This is a genomic window from Dokdonia sp. Asnod3-C12, assembly GCF_045063975.1.
Taxonomy (GTDB): domain Bacteria; phylum Bacteroidota; class Bacteroidia; order Flavobacteriales; family Flavobacteriaceae; genus Dokdonia.
Window position 1 is genome coordinate 2,979,708 of record NZ_JBEFNY010000003.1, and the last position, 18,006, is coordinate 2,997,713.

18 protein-coding genes and 1 tRNA gene are annotated in these 18,006 nt (G+C 36.9%); 5 read left to right on the forward strand and 14 right to left on the reverse strand.

Annotated features, from left to right (window positions below; all coding sequences use genetic code 11):
- Window positions 1-11 precede the first annotated feature (11 nt).
- The 7 genes from ACJJVW_RS13445 to ACJJVW_RS13475 all read right to left on the reverse strand — a co-directional run bounded on the left by ACJJVW_RS13445 (window position 12) and on the right by ACJJVW_RS13475 (window position 7,257).
- Window positions 12-1,367 (reverse strand): TlpA family protein disulfide reductase, encoded by a 1,356-nt coding sequence (locus ACJJVW_RS13445; protein ID WP_405252497.1) that lies wholly within the window; start codon window positions 1,365-1,367, stop codon window positions 12-14.
- A gap of 120 nt (window positions 1,368-1,487) precedes the next feature.
- Window positions 1,488-3,239 (reverse strand): mechanosensitive ion channel family protein, encoded by a 1,752-nt coding sequence (locus tag ACJJVW_RS13450; protein WP_405252500.1) that lies wholly within the window; start codon window positions 3,237-3,239, stop codon window positions 1,488-1,490.
- A gap of 20 nt (window positions 3,240-3,259) precedes the next feature.
- Entirely contained in the window at window positions 3,260-3,973 is a 714-nt protein-coding gene (locus ACJJVW_RS13455) for a pirin family protein (protein WP_405252503.1), read from the reverse strand.
- Between the two features lie 110 nt (window positions 3,974-4,083).
- Window positions 4,084-4,587: a GreA/GreB family elongation factor gene (locus tag ACJJVW_RS13460; RefSeq protein WP_405252506.1), complete on the reverse strand. Its 504-nt coding sequence runs from the start codon at window positions 4,585-4,587 to the stop codon at window positions 4,084-4,086.
- 5 nt (window positions 4,588-4,592) lie between these two features.
- The gene (locus ACJJVW_RS13465) at window positions 4,593-6,332 is read right to left on the reverse strand and encodes an FAD/NAD(P)-binding protein (protein WP_405252509.1); all 1,740 of its coding nucleotides are present in this window, start codon (window positions 6,330-6,332) and stop codon (window positions 4,593-4,595) included.
- Between the two features lie 101 nt (window positions 6,333-6,433).
- Entirely contained in the window at window positions 6,434-6,994 is a 561-nt protein-coding gene (locus tag ACJJVW_RS13470; protein WP_405252511.1) for a hypothetical protein, read from the reverse strand.
- A gap of 35 nt (window positions 6,995-7,029) precedes the next feature.
- A complete protein-coding gene (locus tag ACJJVW_RS13475; protein WP_405252514.1) occupies window positions 7,030-7,257 on the reverse strand; it encodes a DUF5916 domain-containing protein in 228 nt (75 codons plus the stop codon).
- 453 nt (window positions 7,258-7,710) lie between these two features.
- On the opposite strand from ACJJVW_RS13475, the gene ACJJVW_RS13480 reads away from it, so the two are divergent.
- A complete protein-coding gene (locus ACJJVW_RS13480) occupies window positions 7,711-8,421 on the forward strand; it encodes a hypothetical protein (RefSeq protein ID WP_379953078.1) in 711 nt (236 codons plus the stop codon).
- Between the two features lie 9 nt (window positions 8,422-8,430).
- Here the strand turns inward: ACJJVW_RS13480 and ACJJVW_RS13485 are convergent, their stop codons facing one another.
- A complete protein-coding gene (locus ACJJVW_RS13485) occupies window positions 8,431-9,720 on the reverse strand; it encodes a DUF2254 domain-containing protein (RefSeq protein ID WP_379953079.1) in 1,290 nt (429 codons plus the stop codon).
- 395 nt (window positions 9,721-10,115) lie between these two features.
- On the opposite strand from ACJJVW_RS13485, the gene ACJJVW_RS13490 reads away from it, so the two are divergent.
- A complete protein-coding gene (locus tag ACJJVW_RS13490; protein ID WP_298324393.1) occupies window positions 10,116-10,997 on the forward strand; it encodes a hypothetical protein in 882 nt (293 codons plus the stop codon).
- A gap of 93 nt (window positions 10,998-11,090) precedes the next feature.
- On the opposite strand, the gene ACJJVW_RS13495 is transcribed toward ACJJVW_RS13490, so the two are convergent.
- The 5 genes from ACJJVW_RS13495 to hutI form a co-directional block, all read right to left on the reverse strand.
- Complete coding sequence (locus tag ACJJVW_RS13495; RefSeq protein ID WP_405252518.1) at window positions 11,091-11,891, reverse strand: MBL fold metallo-hydrolase; 801 nt, start codon at window positions 11,889-11,891, stop codon at window positions 11,091-11,093.
- Window positions 11,892-11,954: 63 nt separating this feature from the next.
- Window positions 11,955-12,416 carry a GNAT family N-acetyltransferase gene (locus ACJJVW_RS13500; protein WP_405252520.1) on the reverse strand — a complete coding sequence of 154 codons (462 nt, stop codon included), beginning with the start codon at window positions 12,414-12,416 and terminating at the stop codon, window positions 11,955-11,957.
- Window positions 12,397-13,410, reverse strand: coding sequence for a formimidoylglutamase (locus ACJJVW_RS13505; protein ID WP_405252523.1), 1,014 nt, complete (start codon window positions 13,408-13,410; stop codon window positions 12,397-12,399). Before ACJJVW_RS13505 ends, ACJJVW_RS13500 begins: the two co-directional genes overlap by 20 nt.
- Window positions 13,411-13,414: 4 nt before the next feature.
- Entirely contained in the window at window positions 13,415-13,993 is a 579-nt protein-coding gene (locus ACJJVW_RS13510; RefSeq protein ID WP_298324406.1) for a hypothetical protein, read from the reverse strand.
- Complete coding sequence (gene hutI / locus ACJJVW_RS13515) at window positions 13,990-15,219, reverse strand: imidazolonepropionase (protein ID WP_379953082.1); 1,230 nt, start codon at window positions 15,217-15,219, stop codon at window positions 13,990-13,992. The genes ACJJVW_RS13510 and hutI overlap by 4 nt, the downstream gene beginning before the upstream one ends.
- Before the next feature lie 190 nt (window positions 15,220-15,409).
- On the opposite strand from hutI, the gene ACJJVW_RS13520 reads away from it, so the two are divergent.
- The 3 genes from ACJJVW_RS13520 (at window position 15,410) to ACJJVW_RS13530 (ending at window position 17,790) form a co-directional block, all read left to right on the forward strand.
- Complete coding sequence (locus ACJJVW_RS13520; RefSeq protein ID WP_405252528.1) at window positions 15,410-16,585, forward strand: trans-sulfuration enzyme family protein; 1,176 nt, start codon at window positions 15,410-15,412, stop codon at window positions 16,583-16,585.
- Window positions 16,586-16,715: 130 nt separating this feature from the next.
- The gene (gene bshB1, locus ACJJVW_RS13525; RefSeq protein ID WP_298324414.1) at window positions 16,716-17,432 is read left to right on the forward strand and encodes a bacillithiol biosynthesis deacetylase BshB1; all 717 of its coding nucleotides are present in this window, start codon (window positions 16,716-16,718) and stop codon (window positions 17,430-17,432) included.
- A 184-nt stretch (window positions 17,433-17,616) separates the two neighbouring features.
- The gene (locus tag ACJJVW_RS13530) at window positions 17,617-17,790 is read left to right on the forward strand and encodes a hypothetical protein (RefSeq protein WP_405252531.1); all 174 of its coding nucleotides are present in this window, start codon (window positions 17,617-17,619) and stop codon (window positions 17,788-17,790) included.
- A gap of 134 nt (window positions 17,791-17,924) precedes the next feature.
- Here ACJJVW_RS13530 and ACJJVW_RS13535 read toward each other — a convergent pair.
- Window positions 17,925-18,000: transfer RNA gene (locus tag ACJJVW_RS13535), tRNA-His, on the reverse strand.
- Between the last annotated feature and the right edge of the window lie 6 nt (window positions 18,001-18,006).

Genomic DNA, 18,006 nt, shown 5'->3' on the forward strand with positions numbered 1-18,006 from the left:
TAAATTAAACCTTATTGCATCCTCAATGCATTTTCTATTGCCTGTTCAACCGCAACGGAGGGTTCTTGAATATTGGCATTTAAAATCTTACCATCTTTCCCAATGAGTATGTATTTAGGAATAAAGTTGATATTGTATTGTTGACCGTATTCTTCACTTCTTCCATCTTCAATAAATAAATTATAACCAATTTCAGAGTTTTCTTTGTTTAGAAAGTTTAACCATTTCTCTTTAGAACTATCTACAGACATGAGCAAAATCTCTACATCGCTATTATTTTTATACATATCAGCAAGTTCTAAAACACTAGGTCTGTGATTAAGGCAAGCTCTGCACCATGTGGCCCAATTGTCTATAAAAATTACTTTTCCTAAGTGATCTTCAAGTTTGTATTGATTTCCAAATGCATCTTCTGCTGTAAATAAGTAAGCTTTTTCCCCACTTTGAGAAGCATAAAAAGAGCTAGATGATTTTTCAAATAAGTAATTGTATGGATTTTGTTTTTCTGAAACGAGGGATTGAGTAAGTACCTCAGTGTTAAATAATCTTTCATGTTTTTCCCAGTAAGTAGGTGCTTCCATCAAACCTTTGATATAGCTCGCTCTAAGGTAATCAGCAAGCTCCTTGTTATTCGTCTTTTGATCTATGAACGCTAAAAAATCAGTAATACTTTCTATAGCATTATTTTTTCTTAAATATTCAATTTCATATTTGTAGAGATAAATATCAGGAAGAGATTTTGATGATAGCGTAAGCTTCGGAATTTTATTAACGAAATCAAAATAGCTGTTATCTGGTTCCAATTCTTTCATCATTCTGCCATAATAGAATAAAAAAGAAAAGATTCTCGCATCATTCTGATAGTGCAGCAATTCCAAAATATCTGTACCTATTTCGTCCTTATATAAGTCAATGTTATTAGCTCTCTCCTGTCTAAATCTTTCAAATACAAGCGGAATTGTATCTATGTTATTGGAACCAAAAAGTATATTGCTGTTTTCACTTATAAACTTGTTGTTGCTGTGCCAGAGATTGTTGAGCAATGAATCCGCTTTGTCATGGGTGTTTATAATACCATCTTGATGGAGAAAAATGTTTAAACTTTTATTATTGGCTAGAATAGCCAGATAAGGATCATCATTATTTTTGTGATTTATAGTTACTGCAGTAGGATGTACTAAGTTTACAGCTTGTAGCCGATTACTATCTGAGATTTTTGCAACCAGTCTTTCAGTATTAAATTCTGAAATATAGATAGTGTCTAAGGCAGTCTCAGTTTGTAAACTTATTTGTGCAGGGTGGTTTTCTTTTTGGCAGCCAACTAATGAACATATAACTACAACTAGTAAAAGACTTTTTAGATTCATGCTTATGTGACTTTTATAACAACTTAGTTATTAAAGTACTAAATATACTTCTCGTCTATTTATTTCAAGAATAATTAAATGTAAAATACAGAGTAAGTATGCGTTTTCGCGAAAGCGTAATTAATAATTATCAATTTTATTAATCTCATCTTTCTCAATCTGAAGACGCTGTTTGGCTAGATATCCCCCGTTATTAAGTGAAGCTACAAACTGCACTAGTTGTTCCCTAAGTTTACAGTGTAAATCCCATGTTGTAGAAGCATCTTTTGCACTACATAGCGCTCGTATTTCAATAGACTTTTCTGTCACACCTGTAACTTGTACAGTAGGCTCATGCTCTTCATCCCAGTGCTCAGAATCTATTAGCAATTGCGCAAACTTCTCTCTTACTTTTTGCACATCAATATGATAATCTGCATAAATGGTTATCGGTCTTACTTGTTTTGGGTTTGTCATTGACCAATTTTCAAAAGGTTTTGATATGACATCTTTCAATGGAATTATAAGTCGCCTCGAGTCCCAAGTGCGTACTACCATATAAGTGAATCGAATATCTTCTACATAACCCCACTCGGATTGAATATTAATGGTATCACCTATACTTGCAGGTTGCGTAAGTGCTATTTGTATACCTGCTATGATGTTACCTAAAGTATTTTGTGCTGCCACACCTAATATTATAGTAATAAGTCCCGCAGATGCTAAGAGGGAAATCCCTAATTTTTCAAGAGATCTAAATTGTGAAAAAATCACTGTGATAGCTACTATTATTATAATGATTGTCAAGACCCTTCTTGCAACTGATATATAAGTCATCATCATACGAGCATGCTTGTTCTCCTCTAAAGAAGAATCACCCACACGATTTTCTGTAACATAAGCAAAAATGTAGTCAATAAAGCTCATTAGAAACCAAGCAATAGAGGCAATGACAATGATTAATAAAATAGCGTAAAGTGTACTTGCCATACTCCCAGAAAACGAAATAAGATATGTTAGAGTAAGATAAAAGAAAAGTACACCAATGACTATGCCTGCTGGTTTAGCCATTTTTGTTGCGATGGACTTGAGTAATGGTTTTTTTGATTTGAGGAATAGTTTCCTGGTAAAAAAAGAAAAAAATTGCCCTAGCAGATAACCAAGAAATCCTAAGAGTATAGTCCCTATAATTTTCCAGATGGGAATTCCTAAGACCCCTACCTTAGACCAGCCAGGCATTACTCTATCTAACTTTCGAGGACCATAGATTGCATATAGTGGCTCAATATTTTCAACAGTATTAGCACTTATTATCCAAAATGCACCCCATTCCTTTAGCTTGACTCTCTGTAAGCGTAAGACTGCATCTCTATTTTCCAATGCGACTTCTCCAAAAACAACACTTCGTCTTGGTTTACCGGAGATATTCTTGTTTGTAGATGTAGTGATATCAACTTGTCCATCAAGTCTATCAGAAATTCCTTCCCAATCGATGGCTATTCTTTGATTGATAACAAAGTAAAATTTTTCTGCTAGGATTGCTGCTTCTTTCCTCGTAACACTTTTTGGAAAAAGGTTAAGATTTAATGAGTATGCCGCATCTTCAAATTTACCCTCACGACAGCTTAATATAAAATGTTCAAGTGTAGCCTGGGGTGTTGTAAAATTAAATTCTTTTGGAGGTAGTCCTATATTATCATTAAGTCTTTCTAACTGGTAATATGCGTCATTATATTCTCCTATAGGATTACTATTATATATTCCTTCTGACGGTATAGTATCACTGAGTTTTGGGAATTCTTTTGAATTTGACTCACTTTGTTGAGCAACTATAGAAAAATTTAAACCTAGTAATAGGTAAATAGCAATAGTCACAATGGGTTGTCTCCTCATAAGTTTAAGCATTAGATTAATTAAAACTGCATAGGCACCTCGATAAGTAATATTTTAGAGTCAGATTGTGCGGTAATTTCTAGCTCGGCAATGTCATAAACTCCTATGGCATCACGTCTGTCTAGTAGTTCGCCAGCGGCGTGAGCACTACCCTCAAGTACAAAAACAAAAAGGCCGTTCCCTTTTTTATGTAGTTTGTGTACAAGCGTTTGCTCTTGTGTAAACTCACCCATATGAAACCAAGCGTCTTGGTAAATCCATACGCCCTCATCATCTTGATTTGGTGAGAGTATTTGTACAAATTCATTTTTGAGGTGATGCTCATTTATTTTAATCTGATCATAACGAGGCGTTACTGGGCGCTGGTTAGGCATAATCCAGATTTGTAAAAACTGCACCTCGCGATCATTATTTTTATTATACTCACTGTGATCTATTCCAGTCCCTGCACTCATTACTTGGATGTCACCTTGCTGTATCACCGTCTGATTACCCATACTATCTTTATGCTCTAGATCACCAGAAAGCGGGATGGATATAATCTCCATATTGAGATGCCTGTGCATATCAAAACCTCTACCAGCCGCTACGGTGTCATCATTGAGCACACGCATCCCCCCAAAGTTCATACGGTTGGGGTTATGGTAGCTTGCAAAGCTAAAGGTGTGAAAACTCTGTAACCACCCGTGGTTTGCGTTTCCTCGACTGTTTGCTTTATATAGAATCGTTTGCATAGGTGATAAATTAGGGATTAAGTAGCTCTATTTTTGTTTATAAAGTTACGGTATGTGAACTTGTTTTTGAACGTGTTTTTTTACGCTTTCGCGAAAGCGTAAACCTCATACTACTCTACGTAGGATATATTTTTAATAGTGAGTTTCTTCTGCTCATTACCTAGCTGAAATGTAGTTGTTTCATCCATCTTTTTGCCAATAAGTGCTTTAGCAATAGGAGCGGTGAAGGCAATTTTTTTGTCTTTCACACTAGCCTCATCTACGCCCACAATCTGGATGGTAATAGGCTTAGGCATACCAGCGATGGTATATGTGACTGTGGCGCCAAAACGTACTTCTCCCTCATCCTTAATATGATTAAGTAGTCTTGCGCTCTGTATGCGTTCCAGTAGTAAATTGCGCTTCCCATTAAGAACTGCGAGTGCGCGCCTGCGCTCGCGCTCATCTGTTTCATCTAGGGTTGAGATTTTATTATCTAATGTGCTAAGCTCTTCCTTAAGCTGCGTTAACCCGTGGCTAGTGACATAGTTTGTCACACCATCTGGCAATGCTGCCCTAGGCGGAATTATAGGAGTTTCTTCTTGGTCATCTTCTTTTACAAATCCTCTGCTCATCTTCTTTATTTTTCGTTCTTCATTAAGGCTATACTTCGCTCAGACCAGCTTATAGTGCGCGGTCCAAAACATTCTAAAATTGCATCTACACCTATCACACTTCCCTTAGATAGTCTACCTAATACCGCTAGTGGCACAAAACTTTTACCCTCAGGTACTTCTACATAACTATAATCGTCCGTGCGTATGCCTAGATCAGTATGTTTAGGCTCAATCATCTCGTTGTGTAGTAAGTTTTTTATAATTGGTGTATCTACGGTGACAAGTTGTGGTGAGTCCAGTACGGCGTTAAGCATTACGTCTACGGTAATTTTATTGCCATCAGATTCAAGTTGCCAGCCTCCGTCTACGCAAGTGATTTCTGGATTATTTACAAAGCCAAGATCTAACAATCCTGCTTTTGCAAGCGCGATAAGCTGTTGTATGCTCTCAACAGGTGGACCGTAAGAATATCGTTTTGATTCTTCGTCTAGCGCAATAACTTCTGCCACTACATCATCTGCAATTGCTGGATATGAAAACTCTCTGTAGATGGCTGGCTGGCAGTGTCGCCATACTTGACCTATAAAATAGTCGAGGCTTACCGGTGCTTCTCCTACTGCCATTTCCACTTGTTGTTGCATCATTTGCAAGACAGGTTTTTGATGGGATAGGAGTAGGGAATGCGCTAGTGATTTATTGTTGAGGTAATTTATGGCTAAGAAGTAAACTTCTTCTTCTGTAAGATCGTGTTGTATGGCTTTGTCTCCTAATTTTAAAAAGAGGGGAGCTACAAGTGCTGCCATTGCTTCTAGTAGAAAGTATTGATCTTTTGCAGGGTGATTGCCGCAGGCGCCTTTATGTATCGCTTTCGCGAAAGCGTTTATAGCATCATCACTTGGCATAAACCACTTATCTACCGCTTTATTTATAGGTTTTGGCACCATAGGAAGCCCGTCTAAGGTAAAAGGTACAAACCGCTGCGGATGGTTTTCTCCAGCGTGAAAAGCTACTTCTTTGGTATCATTATCAAGCATCTCAAAATGTGCACCGCGTTGCAAGGTGAGCGCACGTATCTGATCAATCATTGCAAGTCCAAAACCTCTAAAAGCAACTACGCTCTCTGAGTTAATGTTTGTATTTATCATTTTTTCTACAGGATAGGCTTCTGTAAATAGGAGGGCTTTATCAGTTTGTGCAATGTGATCTTTCCATTCTTGCAGCTGCTCTGAAAGCTCTGTATCCTGATGTCCTATTGTGATGACTACTTCATCTATTGCAGTGACTGATGTGTTTTCTGTAATTGCTGTGAATTCCGGTGCAATATAGGTGAGTTTAGTGACCGTTTCCTCAACAATATTTAATAAGTCAAACCCCTTAAGAGCACTTGCAATAGTCTCAAAACGGGCATTAAGGTAGGTTCCCATCTTTGCCCGTGGAGGAAACTGATCTGGATGCGTCGCTGGAGGATTTTGTTGTTCTTCTGGTAACCACTCCGTATATGAGGGAAATGTAGGGATGATATCATCACCTAGTTTTATTTCTGGTCTGCCAGGTAAGTCTTGTAAGGCACGCTCAGTAATATTAAGCCAGTTGCTCGCTACTTGCTCAGGATTCCACACCCAGCCTGAACCTGGATATTTAAAAGGTTCAAATAAAGTGACTTTTATTTGAGCTTTTGGAGCGTTATTGTAGAGGGCAGTAAAAAGGCTTTCAAGAGCAAAAAGTCCTCTGGGACCTCCTCCTATTATGGCGTAGTGTTTCATAGGTTGGTTGTTATACTCACCCTTTATAAAAGGGCAAGTGTAACAAAGCTATGGCATTACTACGCTAGGCGGTAGTTGTTTAAGATTGTGTTAGGAGTTATTTAAGACCCCATACTGATAGTGACATCATTTGCAAAGCGTTCGTTATTCACCACAAACCTTGTGTACATTTCTTTAAATAAATCCATAATTGGAAGCAGAGGACTGTTCCAATTATCAAATTCTAGATGATATTTTGCTATCAACAGATAATGATCATCCTCGTTTGTACCCGTAATTATAGGCTGGAAGCTATCTTCTTGAGCAATTTCTTTTAAGATTGCAATATGTCTGTTGTTTCTTAAAAACTCAGTCATTTGAGAGCTGTCGCTATTGATATTAAAGCGCTTTGATTTGCCTATAAAAAGTGATTTAATATGCGAGTTTGTAGTGAGTTCAAAAGTGTTACTCTCTGGCTGTTTTGGTAACTTCATAGAGATATGACCAGAAAATTCTTTTCCAGTGATATTGATGATATTCATCTCAGTATCCCCTACAGGTATTCTTAATAAATACTGAACCTTAGGAAGGCGTATGCCGCCACCTATACTAGTATCTTGATCTTGGTATAAAAAAGTACCTCCTTGCTCTGTCGCTATATTTTGAAAAAATGATTTATACATACCCTATATGTAGGAAAGTATTTCACTTTGTTACATTAACTGCGTTTTTTTAATCTGTTAAAGTCTAAAAACCAACGCATACGTAAACTCAAGGTTTCTAAACCAGTAGCATCACTAAGTGTATGTATTCCGTCTAAGTAATCTCCATCTACATTATCTGCAAAGGCAGTTTTACCTACACGATACCCTAGTGATAGCTCACTTGCGGGAGCAAACTGCCAGCGCGCGACAAAGTCGAGGTTAAAAACCCTTGGTAATAGCAAAACTTTAGAAACGATATTGCGAGTGCTCACGTTCTATAAGACCGGCTTCTTAAGGAGTTGATAGATAACAAGTTGATAAGAAATGAGGATCAAGAAGTAGTTATAGAAATAAACGGACTCTCTGTGGTTATAAATGGCAAAAAGCTAACATAAAGCGTAGTGATTCGGTGGAATGATTTTTTACATATCAACGACTTGATTCCAGTTCTAGGCAAGTTTATAGTTATAAGTAGAGATTTTACAAGTATAGGTTACTCAAAAAGAAAAAACACTTTAGAGAACTGGATGAGTAGGGAGTAAAGTAGTTTACTTCTGACTTTATAGTAAATATCCTATGGATTATGTTATTGGTCGGGCATTAAAGTGTTTTTGTCGAAAATTTTGTAATTATTCAATATTAGAGCTTTCTGTTATAAAGCGAAATTGTAAAATTGTATTCCCAAATCACAGATTATGAAGCTTTTAAAATTTTTTATTGCTGTAGTTTTTTTAACTACGACTATAAACGCCCAAGTAGGTATCAATACAACGTCTCCAGATAGTTCAAGCTCTTTAGATATAGCAGGAATAGACAAAGGACTATTAATTCCAAGAGTAGAATTACAGAGCTTAACAGATGTAGTAACTATAGCAAATCCTGCAAATAGTTTATTAGTATTTAATAAGGTTGCTGTAAACAATGTCCAAGTTGGTTTTTATTATTGGAGTGCACCTTACTCAAGATGGATAAAATTTCTTGATGAATTTGATAAGCAGGGCGTTCTTTTTGCTACTTTTTTAGATAGCAAGACTACCGTTCGCACATTGCAGTCGACTAGCGATAAATCTTTCAATTTTGGTAAGATTAGTTTTAACTCTATCATAGGAGCTTCTATTTCCGGTAGTTCACTTACCCTACCACCGGGAAGTTATATGATTGATTCTGAAGTAAACATTGGCCGTGATAATTTCGATTATTTACTTAGAATAAACGGAACTCCCGAAGGAATAATGGGTACGATGGCGACAGTAAAGACACAAGCAGAAATAGTTCCAAAAGGACAACGAGCAGTGTTTACGATAACAACTACATCAACAATTGATTTCTATCCAAATAGCACAAATGGAGGAGCAACTATTCCAGTGGATCCAACTTTATCTTATTTAAAGGTGGTCAAGTTCTAAGTATTTTGGTTACTTAAATTTTTCAGTAAACTCTTTTAGATTCTTTAAATCTGTTTCATTTTTAATATATGCCTGAGCATCTTCTAGAATAAGATGAGCCTGTGTGTCGATTACTTTCTTATAATCATCATCTATAGTTTCTACATTTTTGAGGTAATATAGGGAGGTCAACATTTTTGTCATCATTATAAAATCAGATTTACAGTACTGACGTAAGCTAGCGAAAATGAAATAGATAAGCTCTTCAAAATCAACAGTATCTAAGGAAACGACAGCTTTGTCTTCATTATTTACTACGTAGCTATTATCTTTCTTGAGCATTCTTAAAGCAAAGAGTTCTGTGAGATAGTCAATACAGGTTATAGCAGTTCCTGGGTCGTTAATTCCCGGACTCATTGCTTTTACTGCAATTTCTGTGAGCTGTTTAAAACCGAGTACATAATTGAGTTTTACTATCTCACTGCGAGAAAATCCAAAGCATGACTGTAGCATTTCTTGATTTTCTTCGTCTAGTTCTTTACTCACTTTTACAATAGGGACATCTACTAGTACAAACTCTCCTTTAGAAACCAGCATTTTTATGGAGATGTCACAGTCTTTGGCGAGTTTAGATAGGGAATCAAATGCAATATCATTGAGATATCCAGATGAGGTACTTTTATATCCATGCCACTCAGAAATATCCTCAAAAATATCTAATCCTTGAACCTCACTCTCTTTATCAATGAGGCCTTGTAACCTCTTGTGAGCTGCAACAAAAATGCGATCTGTAATATTGTTAATCTGTATTGCTTGTGAGATAGAGTGAATAAAATAGATAAAAGCCGCAAGTACATGAATACTTAAAACAATACCCACAAGTACTGCAAATCCAGGTAGCTGATTCTTATCATCTGTAGGAACAATACTTAATAATATGATGATGCAATAAATGATTACAGCAATATAAAAACCTAATACATACTGGTGTTTTTTATTTGATATAAGACCTGGAAGAATACGAGGAGAGTAATTACTCGAAGCTTGGTTGAGCAATAGCATCACCATAGAGAAGCTAAAAACCATAAGAGAGATAATCCCTCCTATAAACGTGCTCAATAAGGAGCGAGCAGTATCTGCATTATTAATAACGAGCCACGGGAAGTTGTCAATAAAGTATTTGGAAACCCCTTGTTCCTCTATGTAGAGCATTAAAAAAGCAAAAGCAAGTCCCATTAATGCTATAATGCTAGGAAAGAAGCCTATGTTTCCAGTAACTTGACTATATAGTAATCTGAGTTTTGTGTAGATTTTATTCATCACTGCAATTTCCGTAAAATAGTTTGAGTAGGTTTCTTTTTTAATATTAGTTAACAGTGATACCAGCGTGTATTGAGGTGTTACGCTTTCGCGAAAGCGTAAAAATGAAAGTTCAATACTTATAACGCTTAATTATTCTATACTGAATAATACTAATAACCGAACCTCTCAGCCGCTGTATGTAAATTAAGAATTTCAAAATTAATGGTAGAGCAAGGATAAGCAGACTAATGTTTAAGAATCTCATCTCCTACAATCTAAGCCTTGAATATATTTTAACATTTTTTAAAAGTTGGCGTTAATTGTATGGTAAAAAGAATATTTTCGCTAAAGCGTTTATAATAAAATCCAATTCTTTGCATTAAACGTATAACCATTAAAACAACTATTAAATTATGGATAACGAAAAAAGTGGAAACGGGATTAAGATTATTGCAGGAATCCTTGCAGTACTTCTTGTCGTAGCCGGTGCCTTTGCTGTAAAATTGTATAATCAAGAGAAGGATACAAAGAGCCAACTCACAAAGGAAAAGAACGTAGTACTCTCAGATCTTAAAGAAATGGTGAGTAAATACGATGTAGTCATTGAAGAGAATAATCTTAAGGATACAGAACTTAATGATGCGCGCGATAGAATCCAGAAGCTCATAGGTGATATTGAGGAAAAGGATGCAACTATTGCAAGTTTAGGAAAGTATAGAGCAGAAGTATTTAAATTACGTAATGAGCGTGATTTCTTATTTGCTCAAAACGATTCACTACGCGGTAGTAACCAGATGCTGGCTATGCGTATAGATAGCACAACTTATGAACTTGAAGTACAGCGTGGAGTAGGGGACTCCCTAACGTTAGAAAACTCTGCACTAGCAGAAAGAGTAACCTTAGGATCTGCGCTTGCAGCAAACAAGCTTAGAGCAGTAGGAGTTATAGAGCGCTCTTCTGGAAAACTCGTAGAAAACGCAAATAATAAGCGAGTAGATAAGTTAAGAGCTTGCTATACAGTACCACAAAACAGACTTGCCGAAGCTGGTGACCGTGTGTTATATGTACAAATCATTGATCCTTCTGGAGCAACACTAGGAGAAAATAAGCAAGTTGCCTTTGATGGTAAGGTTGTAAATTATAGTGCAATTTCTAAATTTTACTATGAGAACACTGCACTTGATATCTGTGAGAATATAGGTAAAACAACAAAGGATTTTCTTGAAGGAAAGTACGAAGTAAACGTTTTTGATAAAGGAGTACTTATTGCTCAAACATCATTCAGTTTAAAATAGAAGATACTTAAGTAGGTTAAGTAAGAAGCCGCAATGTGACCTAGGTCCATTGCGGCTTTCTTTTGTTATAAACGCTGCTATTAAAATGTATTTTTAGTCACGATTAGGATACCAGTCTAGCTGTACAACCTCAATAGCATCACTTCCATTATTCACAATAGATTTGAATGTAGCGACATCACTCAGACCGTCAGACCCTCTGTAATGAAATGGATATACTTGTGTAGGTTTAAAATCTAAAACTGCACTAGCAGCACTCTCTACCGTCATAGTGTAAGGTAAGTTCATACATACAAAGGCAATATCAATATCTTGTAGGCTGCGCATCTCTGGAATATCTTCTGTATCTCCAGAAAAGTAAACTCTCTTACCATCTTTCTCTAGTACATAACCATTACCCCATCCTTTTTTGTGACGGCGTTCCTCTACTGGACCTAGATTATACATGGGTACAGCATTTGTTGTGATACCTAAAATTTCTATTTTTTCTCCGTTATTTAAGATTTCTAGCTTTGAGCTAAATGCTTCTGGCATTTTTTCTGCTACAGATTGTGGCACAACGATTCTTGCGGTTGAGGTGTCTAGACCTTCGAGCGTTTTTACATTGAGGTGATCTCCATGTAGGTGTGTAATTACAATAAGATCTGGCTTTTTATAACCTTTATAAAGCTCCGGTTTTCCCACTGGATCTACATAAACGGTTCTGCCATCCCAGTTAAGAATAGTAGATGCATGCTCAATAGGGATAATTTCAAACTCTTCTACTTCTGAATCTGTTGTGGTAGTTATTTCTTCCACTTCTTCTACCGTGGTAACGGTTACTGTTTCCTTTGCAGTTTCTTTACAGCTGCTCATCGTACAAGCGATAAGAAAGAGGGTACATAAATATTTCATAACATTGTTTTAATGGATTACATTAACAAAGTTATCGTCTTGTAGGTTACATTATGACAAAAATTAGTTAAAAGCGAGTTCCATTTTAATGTTTGCGCGCTTGTAGACAACATCCTCTTCTAGTGGAATTTCCTTAAAATCCCATTTCTTATAGATATGAATGGCATTTTCTAGCTTACGGTGTGAGTATAGAATGAGTTTGTTGAGGTGTTGCGCTTTCGCGAAAGCGATACAATGTGCAATCAATTGCTGTCCAATACCCATCCCTCTAGCCGAAGGTGAAACTGCCATTTTTGTAAGTTCTAACACACCAGTATTTCCAGTAGGCATAAGCGCTACCGTACCTAGAATTTTATCATCTTTTGATACAAAGAAGATAAAACCTCCTTTGTTAATGATATATTCTTCGGGATTACTCAACACTTTGAGATCATAAGGCTCTACGTAGAAAAAGGCCTCGAGCCATTCTATATTAAGAGTTTTAAAATCTGCAGCAAATTGAGAGTTATATGGAATGATGTTCACGGTAGTTTCTTATAAAATCTGTTACTAAATAGGTGAGTGCTTTTCCTATCTGTTTTTTATTCTTTTTTGATGGTGAAGCTTCACAAATATGAAGGTAAGTAGCCTGCGATAACTGAGCAAGCTCATTTAGGTAATAGCGTGTTATTTCAAGGCTAAAACCAGTAGGAGATTGCGCACTACTTGAAAAGTTTGCAATACTATCACAATCTACTTCAATACCAAGATTATTTTCTGAAAGTGTACTTTTTGCTTTTGTAAATTGGCTTACTTGAGCAGCTTCTAAGAGCATATCTTCCATAAGGAAGAGACTTACTTTATTTTTATACGAACCTGTCTCTATAGCTTCAAGAATATATTGTGGCGTATAATTTTTATGAAGTCCAAATACGGTATAGTGATTCAAATAAGCATATTTTTCTTGCATAAAAGCGTAGGAGAAACCATTACCGCTATTTCTATAATCTGTGTTTCTTAAATCTGTGTGCGCATCAAAATTAATCACGTCAATTGGCTTCTTTAAAGCACCAACCGCACCTTTAATAATTCCGTAAGCATTATTATGACCACCACCTATGATTACAGGGATTTTGCCAGACTCAATAATGCGTTGTACTACAGCAGCTACCTTGCTATCAATTCTATTTACAATAGTTCCAAGAGAATCGGCAGGCTCCTGCGCGATGTCTTTAATATCTGGAGATACAGAGATATGACCTAAGAGAATAATATCTGCTCCTTTATTAAATGTATTTTCTTGTACGTTTACAAATGAGGTCAAAAAGCTATCCCAAGCTTTTCTTGCTCCGGCCTTACCATAATTTGCTTGAACCCCTATATCCTCACAAATACCAAAGACTACAAATGTTCCTAGAGTTGTGGCCATATCATCTAGGCTATCACATATTTGTACAGTCTCACCTAGTTTAGTCTCGCCTTCTCTTACAAAAGTGCGAGTACGTATATGGTCTCGTGTGGCTATGTGAAGTTGAATCATGGTGCTATAATATTTTTACGCTAGCTAGCTCTTCAATGCATTGCTCGCGTATGTTCCAGATGTCATCTAGTGAATATGCTAGCTCGTCTCTTTTTATCCAGTCCTCCAGAACAGATTTGTGATACTCCATCTTAAAATCTTCTATTTGATCTGTATCGATAGTAGTTTGCATGAGCACAGCCTCTCTCCAGCTCATATTATGAGTACCTGCAAAGGTGTAATCATACACCTCATCATCGTATGCTAAGACAGTGTGTGCCTCTAGCATGTACGGTAAATTATACTTTTCGAGTATATTTCCTATGCCAGGAGTATTTTTATTATCCATCGCATAAATTACTAGTTCTAGCTGTAAGCCATAGATTGCGTGCTCATCTGTTAGTGTCTTAAGCGTTGCATGCTTGGTACTGCAAGTACCTCGCCCCTCAGTAATGATGTTTCCAAAATCAAGTGGGTTATCAATACGTCCATAAGGCAATTTATGTACAGCGCGTATGGCGTCATAAAATGTGTATATTCCATTTTCTATAAAAATATCGCTTACGGTGTTTCCTGCTGTGATGTTAAAGTTAGGTATGATCATAAAATGCCTCCATTTACGATAATAGTATCTATCTGGCTTTCGCCAAAATGATAAGGTATCGCATTATAAGAAGGTAGGGGTTTTGTGATGATTAAATTAGCTTTTTTTCCTTTGGTAATACTTCCAGTTTCTGCTGCTACATCCATAGCAAAAGCGCCATTAATGGTGGCTGCTACAATAGCCTCTGCTGGTGTCATTCTTAAATTTATACAAGCTTGAGAGACTATAAAATTCATAGATGAACTAGGGGATGATCCCGGATTATAATCTGTTGCAATCGCAAGTGGTAATCCAGCATCTATAATACTACGTGCTGGAGTATATGGTATATTCAAAAAGAAAGAACAGCCAGGCAATGCAACGGGTATGGTACTTGAACCCTGTAAGACTGATATATCAGCTTTTGTTAATTCTTCTAGATGATCTACAGAAAGTGCATTTAGCGCTACTGCTTTTTGGATTCCGCCTATACTATTAAATTGATTGACGTGAACTTTAGCCTTAAGACCATGAGCAGCTCCTGCCGTTACAATAGTATCCATTTCCTCAACCGTAAAATAACCCGTCTCACAGAAAATATCTATAAAATCACATAAGTCTGCTTTCGCGAAAGCAGGAATCATTTCCTCTACAATTTCTTTAATATATCCTTCTCTATTGGTTTTATAATTTTCAGGAATAGCATGTGCAGCAAGTAATGTAGCCTTTACAGGTATATTTACTTTTTTACGCAATCGTTGTATGACCTTGAGCATTTTAAGCTCTGCATCTTTTGTAAGACCATAACCGGTTTTAATTTCAATAGCACCTGTACCGCTTGCAATAGCAGTATTAAGTCTTACTAGTGCATCTTCATAAAGATCATCTTCACTCATCTCACGTAAGGTTCTTGCGCTATTCATTATTCCGCCGCCTTTGGCAGCAATTTCTTGATAAGTAAGACCTTTAATACGATCTACAAACTCATCTTCACGAGTTGCTGCATACACAAGATGCGTGTGAGAGTCACACCACATAGGGAGCACTATTTGTCCGGTGGCATCTATTACCTCTTCTACAGCAATAGGGTGAAGGTCTTCCATAAGACCATATTCGTAAATAAGATCTTCATCAATAACGAGGTATGCATTCTCGAGATAAGGCATTGCCTCCATATTTTTTCCAGAGAGGGGAGCTGTAAAATCTCCTGTTACTAGAAGCTGGTGGATATTTGTGATTAATTTCATTGTCTTAAAGGTAGCTACTTTAACTGATAGTTTATCTAAGTTTAGACCGAGAATTTTATATTAAAATGTAAAATATTGAACGTTAGTGGTGTAAGAATTTTCTTGGTAAGTACCCTCGTAAACTATAATAAATTGGCTGATTTACTGTAACCCTTTTTTGTATTTTTAGATTTGAAAAAAAACATACACTATGAGTAAATCACATAAAGGCCTTAATACCATTTGTACGCATACAGGAGAAATTAAAGACGAGCAGTTTCAAGGAGCTGTATCTCCTATCTACTTATCATCTTCTTATGCCTTTATGGATGTAGATGTAAAGCGCTACCCTCGCTACTTTAATACTCCTAATCAAGAAGGATTAAGCAAGAAAATTGCTGCCCTTGAGAAGACAGAGGCTGGGATGATCTTTGGTAGTGGTATGGCGGCAGTAAGTACTACATTGCTGGCTTTTTTGAGAAGTGGCGACCATGTTGTGCTTCAAGAAACATTATATGGAGGTACATATAACCTCGTAGTTGAGGAATTTGAGAAGTACGGTATCACATATTCATTTACTGAGGATTTGAGTGAGGCCGCTTTCGCGAAAGCGATAACTCCACAAACTAAAGTGATTTACATTGAGACACCTTCTAATCCACTTATGAAAGTGACAGATATGAAGATGGTTGCTACACTTGCCAAAAAACACGGCATTGTGACCATGATAGATAATACATTTGCCTCTCCAGTAAATCAGAATCCAGCAGATTTTGGGATTGATATTATACTTCACTCTGCAACAAAATATATGGGAGGGCACAGTGACATCTGTGCAGGAGCAATTGCTGCGAGCCAAGAACATATGGATCGCATCTGGAATCTAGCAAAAAATCTAGGAGGAAGTCTAAGTGACCTTACCGTATGGATGCTTGAGCGTAGCATGAAAACCATGGCACTACGTGTAAAAGCACAAAATAGAAATGCAAAGAAAATAGCCAAATGGCTTGATAAGAAAGACGAGATAAGTCGGGTGTACTATCCAGGATTAAAGTCTCATCCAGATTATAAACTGGCCAAAGAGCAGATGAGCGGTTTTGGAGGGATGATGTCCTTCGAGTTAGTATCACACATTGATGCCGAAGATTTTCAGAAAGCCTTACAACTTATCAAACCTTCTATGAGTCTTGCAGGTGTAGAGAGTACGATGTTATGTCCAGCACAAACTTCGCACTCATTACTAGGAGAAGAAGAGCGAGCAAAACAGGGTATCGCAGATGGCTTAATTCGTTTTTCTGTAGGAATAGAGGAGAAGGCAGACTTGATGGAAGATATAGACCAAGCACTTAAAGCTGTTTTGAAAAAAACAGTATTAGTCGCAGATTAAAACTCGATTGCGCTTAACTTTTTATTTGTTCTTAAAAGTCGGTAATTAAATAAAGGGAAATGTCATTCACACGTAAGTTTGATGACTATATAACAATAATCCAAAAGATACTCGCACAGCGAGCATACATATGAAACTAGATATACTTGCCATAGGAGCACACCCAGATGATGTAGAATTAGGCTGTGGTGCAACCATAGCAAAGGAGATAGCAAATGGAAAGAAAGTAGGAATACTTGATCTCACAAGAGGCGAACTAGGAACTCGAGGTAGTGCAGAGATACGTGATGAGGAAGCTGCAGCTGCAGCAAAGATTCTAGGTGTAGCTGTACGTGAGAATATTGCACTTGCAGATGGTTTCTTTGTAAATGATAAAGAGAGCCAACTCAAAATCATAGAAGTAATAAGAAAGTATCAACCAGAAATGGTGCTCTGTAACGCTATAACAGATAGGCATATAGACCACGGAAAGGGAAGTAAACTTGCCAGTGATGCTTGCTTTTTGAGCGGGCTGAAAAAGATTGAAACCATTGTAGACGGAAAGTCACAAGAAAAATGGCGCCCTAAGACTGTGTATCACTATATACAATGGCAGCACATCGAGCCAGATGTAGTGGTAGATGTAAGTGGGTTTATAGATAAAAAATGTGATGCCGTCTTTGCATACAGCTCACAGTTTCACGATCCAAATAATAAAGATGGTGATACACCTATTTCTAGCGAAACCTTTAAAGAGAGTATTAATTATCGCTCTAGAGACCTAGGACGTCTCATAGGTACAGAATATGGAGAAGGTTTTACCGTAGAGCGTTATCCAGCGGTAGATAGCTTATTTGATTTAAAATAAAATGGGGATGATACAACGGATTGTAATGATTTGTTTTTTAACGTGCGGAGTGGTTGCGATAGGTCAAACGTCTTCGTTTCATTTAGATAGTATACCCACTTCGATACCTTTCAAACACACGCTAAATTTATCTAGCTTAGACAACCTTAAGAAGTTACCATCTCAACTATTTAAGAGATATGATATGTCAGGAAATCTCATTGTTGATGAAAAGTTTGCGTCTAGTAAGCAGAAAGCCTATACCATGAGGGTTTATCCTATTAAATCAAATGATGAGATGAGAGTTGTTATCCCAGATACCACCACAACGCAATACTTAAGAATATATGGAATAGATAAGACTACATTAAACAACTAGGGAATAAATATTCTGAGTTATTAAAAAGCCACCTACGGGTGGCTTTTTAATGTCTAGTATGTAAAGAATGGAATAGGCGCTACTTATTTACATAACAAAAAAAAGTCTTCAGATTTCTCTGAAGACTTGAATAAGGGTGGAAGACCGGGTTCGAACCGGCGACCTCTGGTACCACAAACCAGCGCTCTAACCAACTGAGCTACAACCACCATTTTA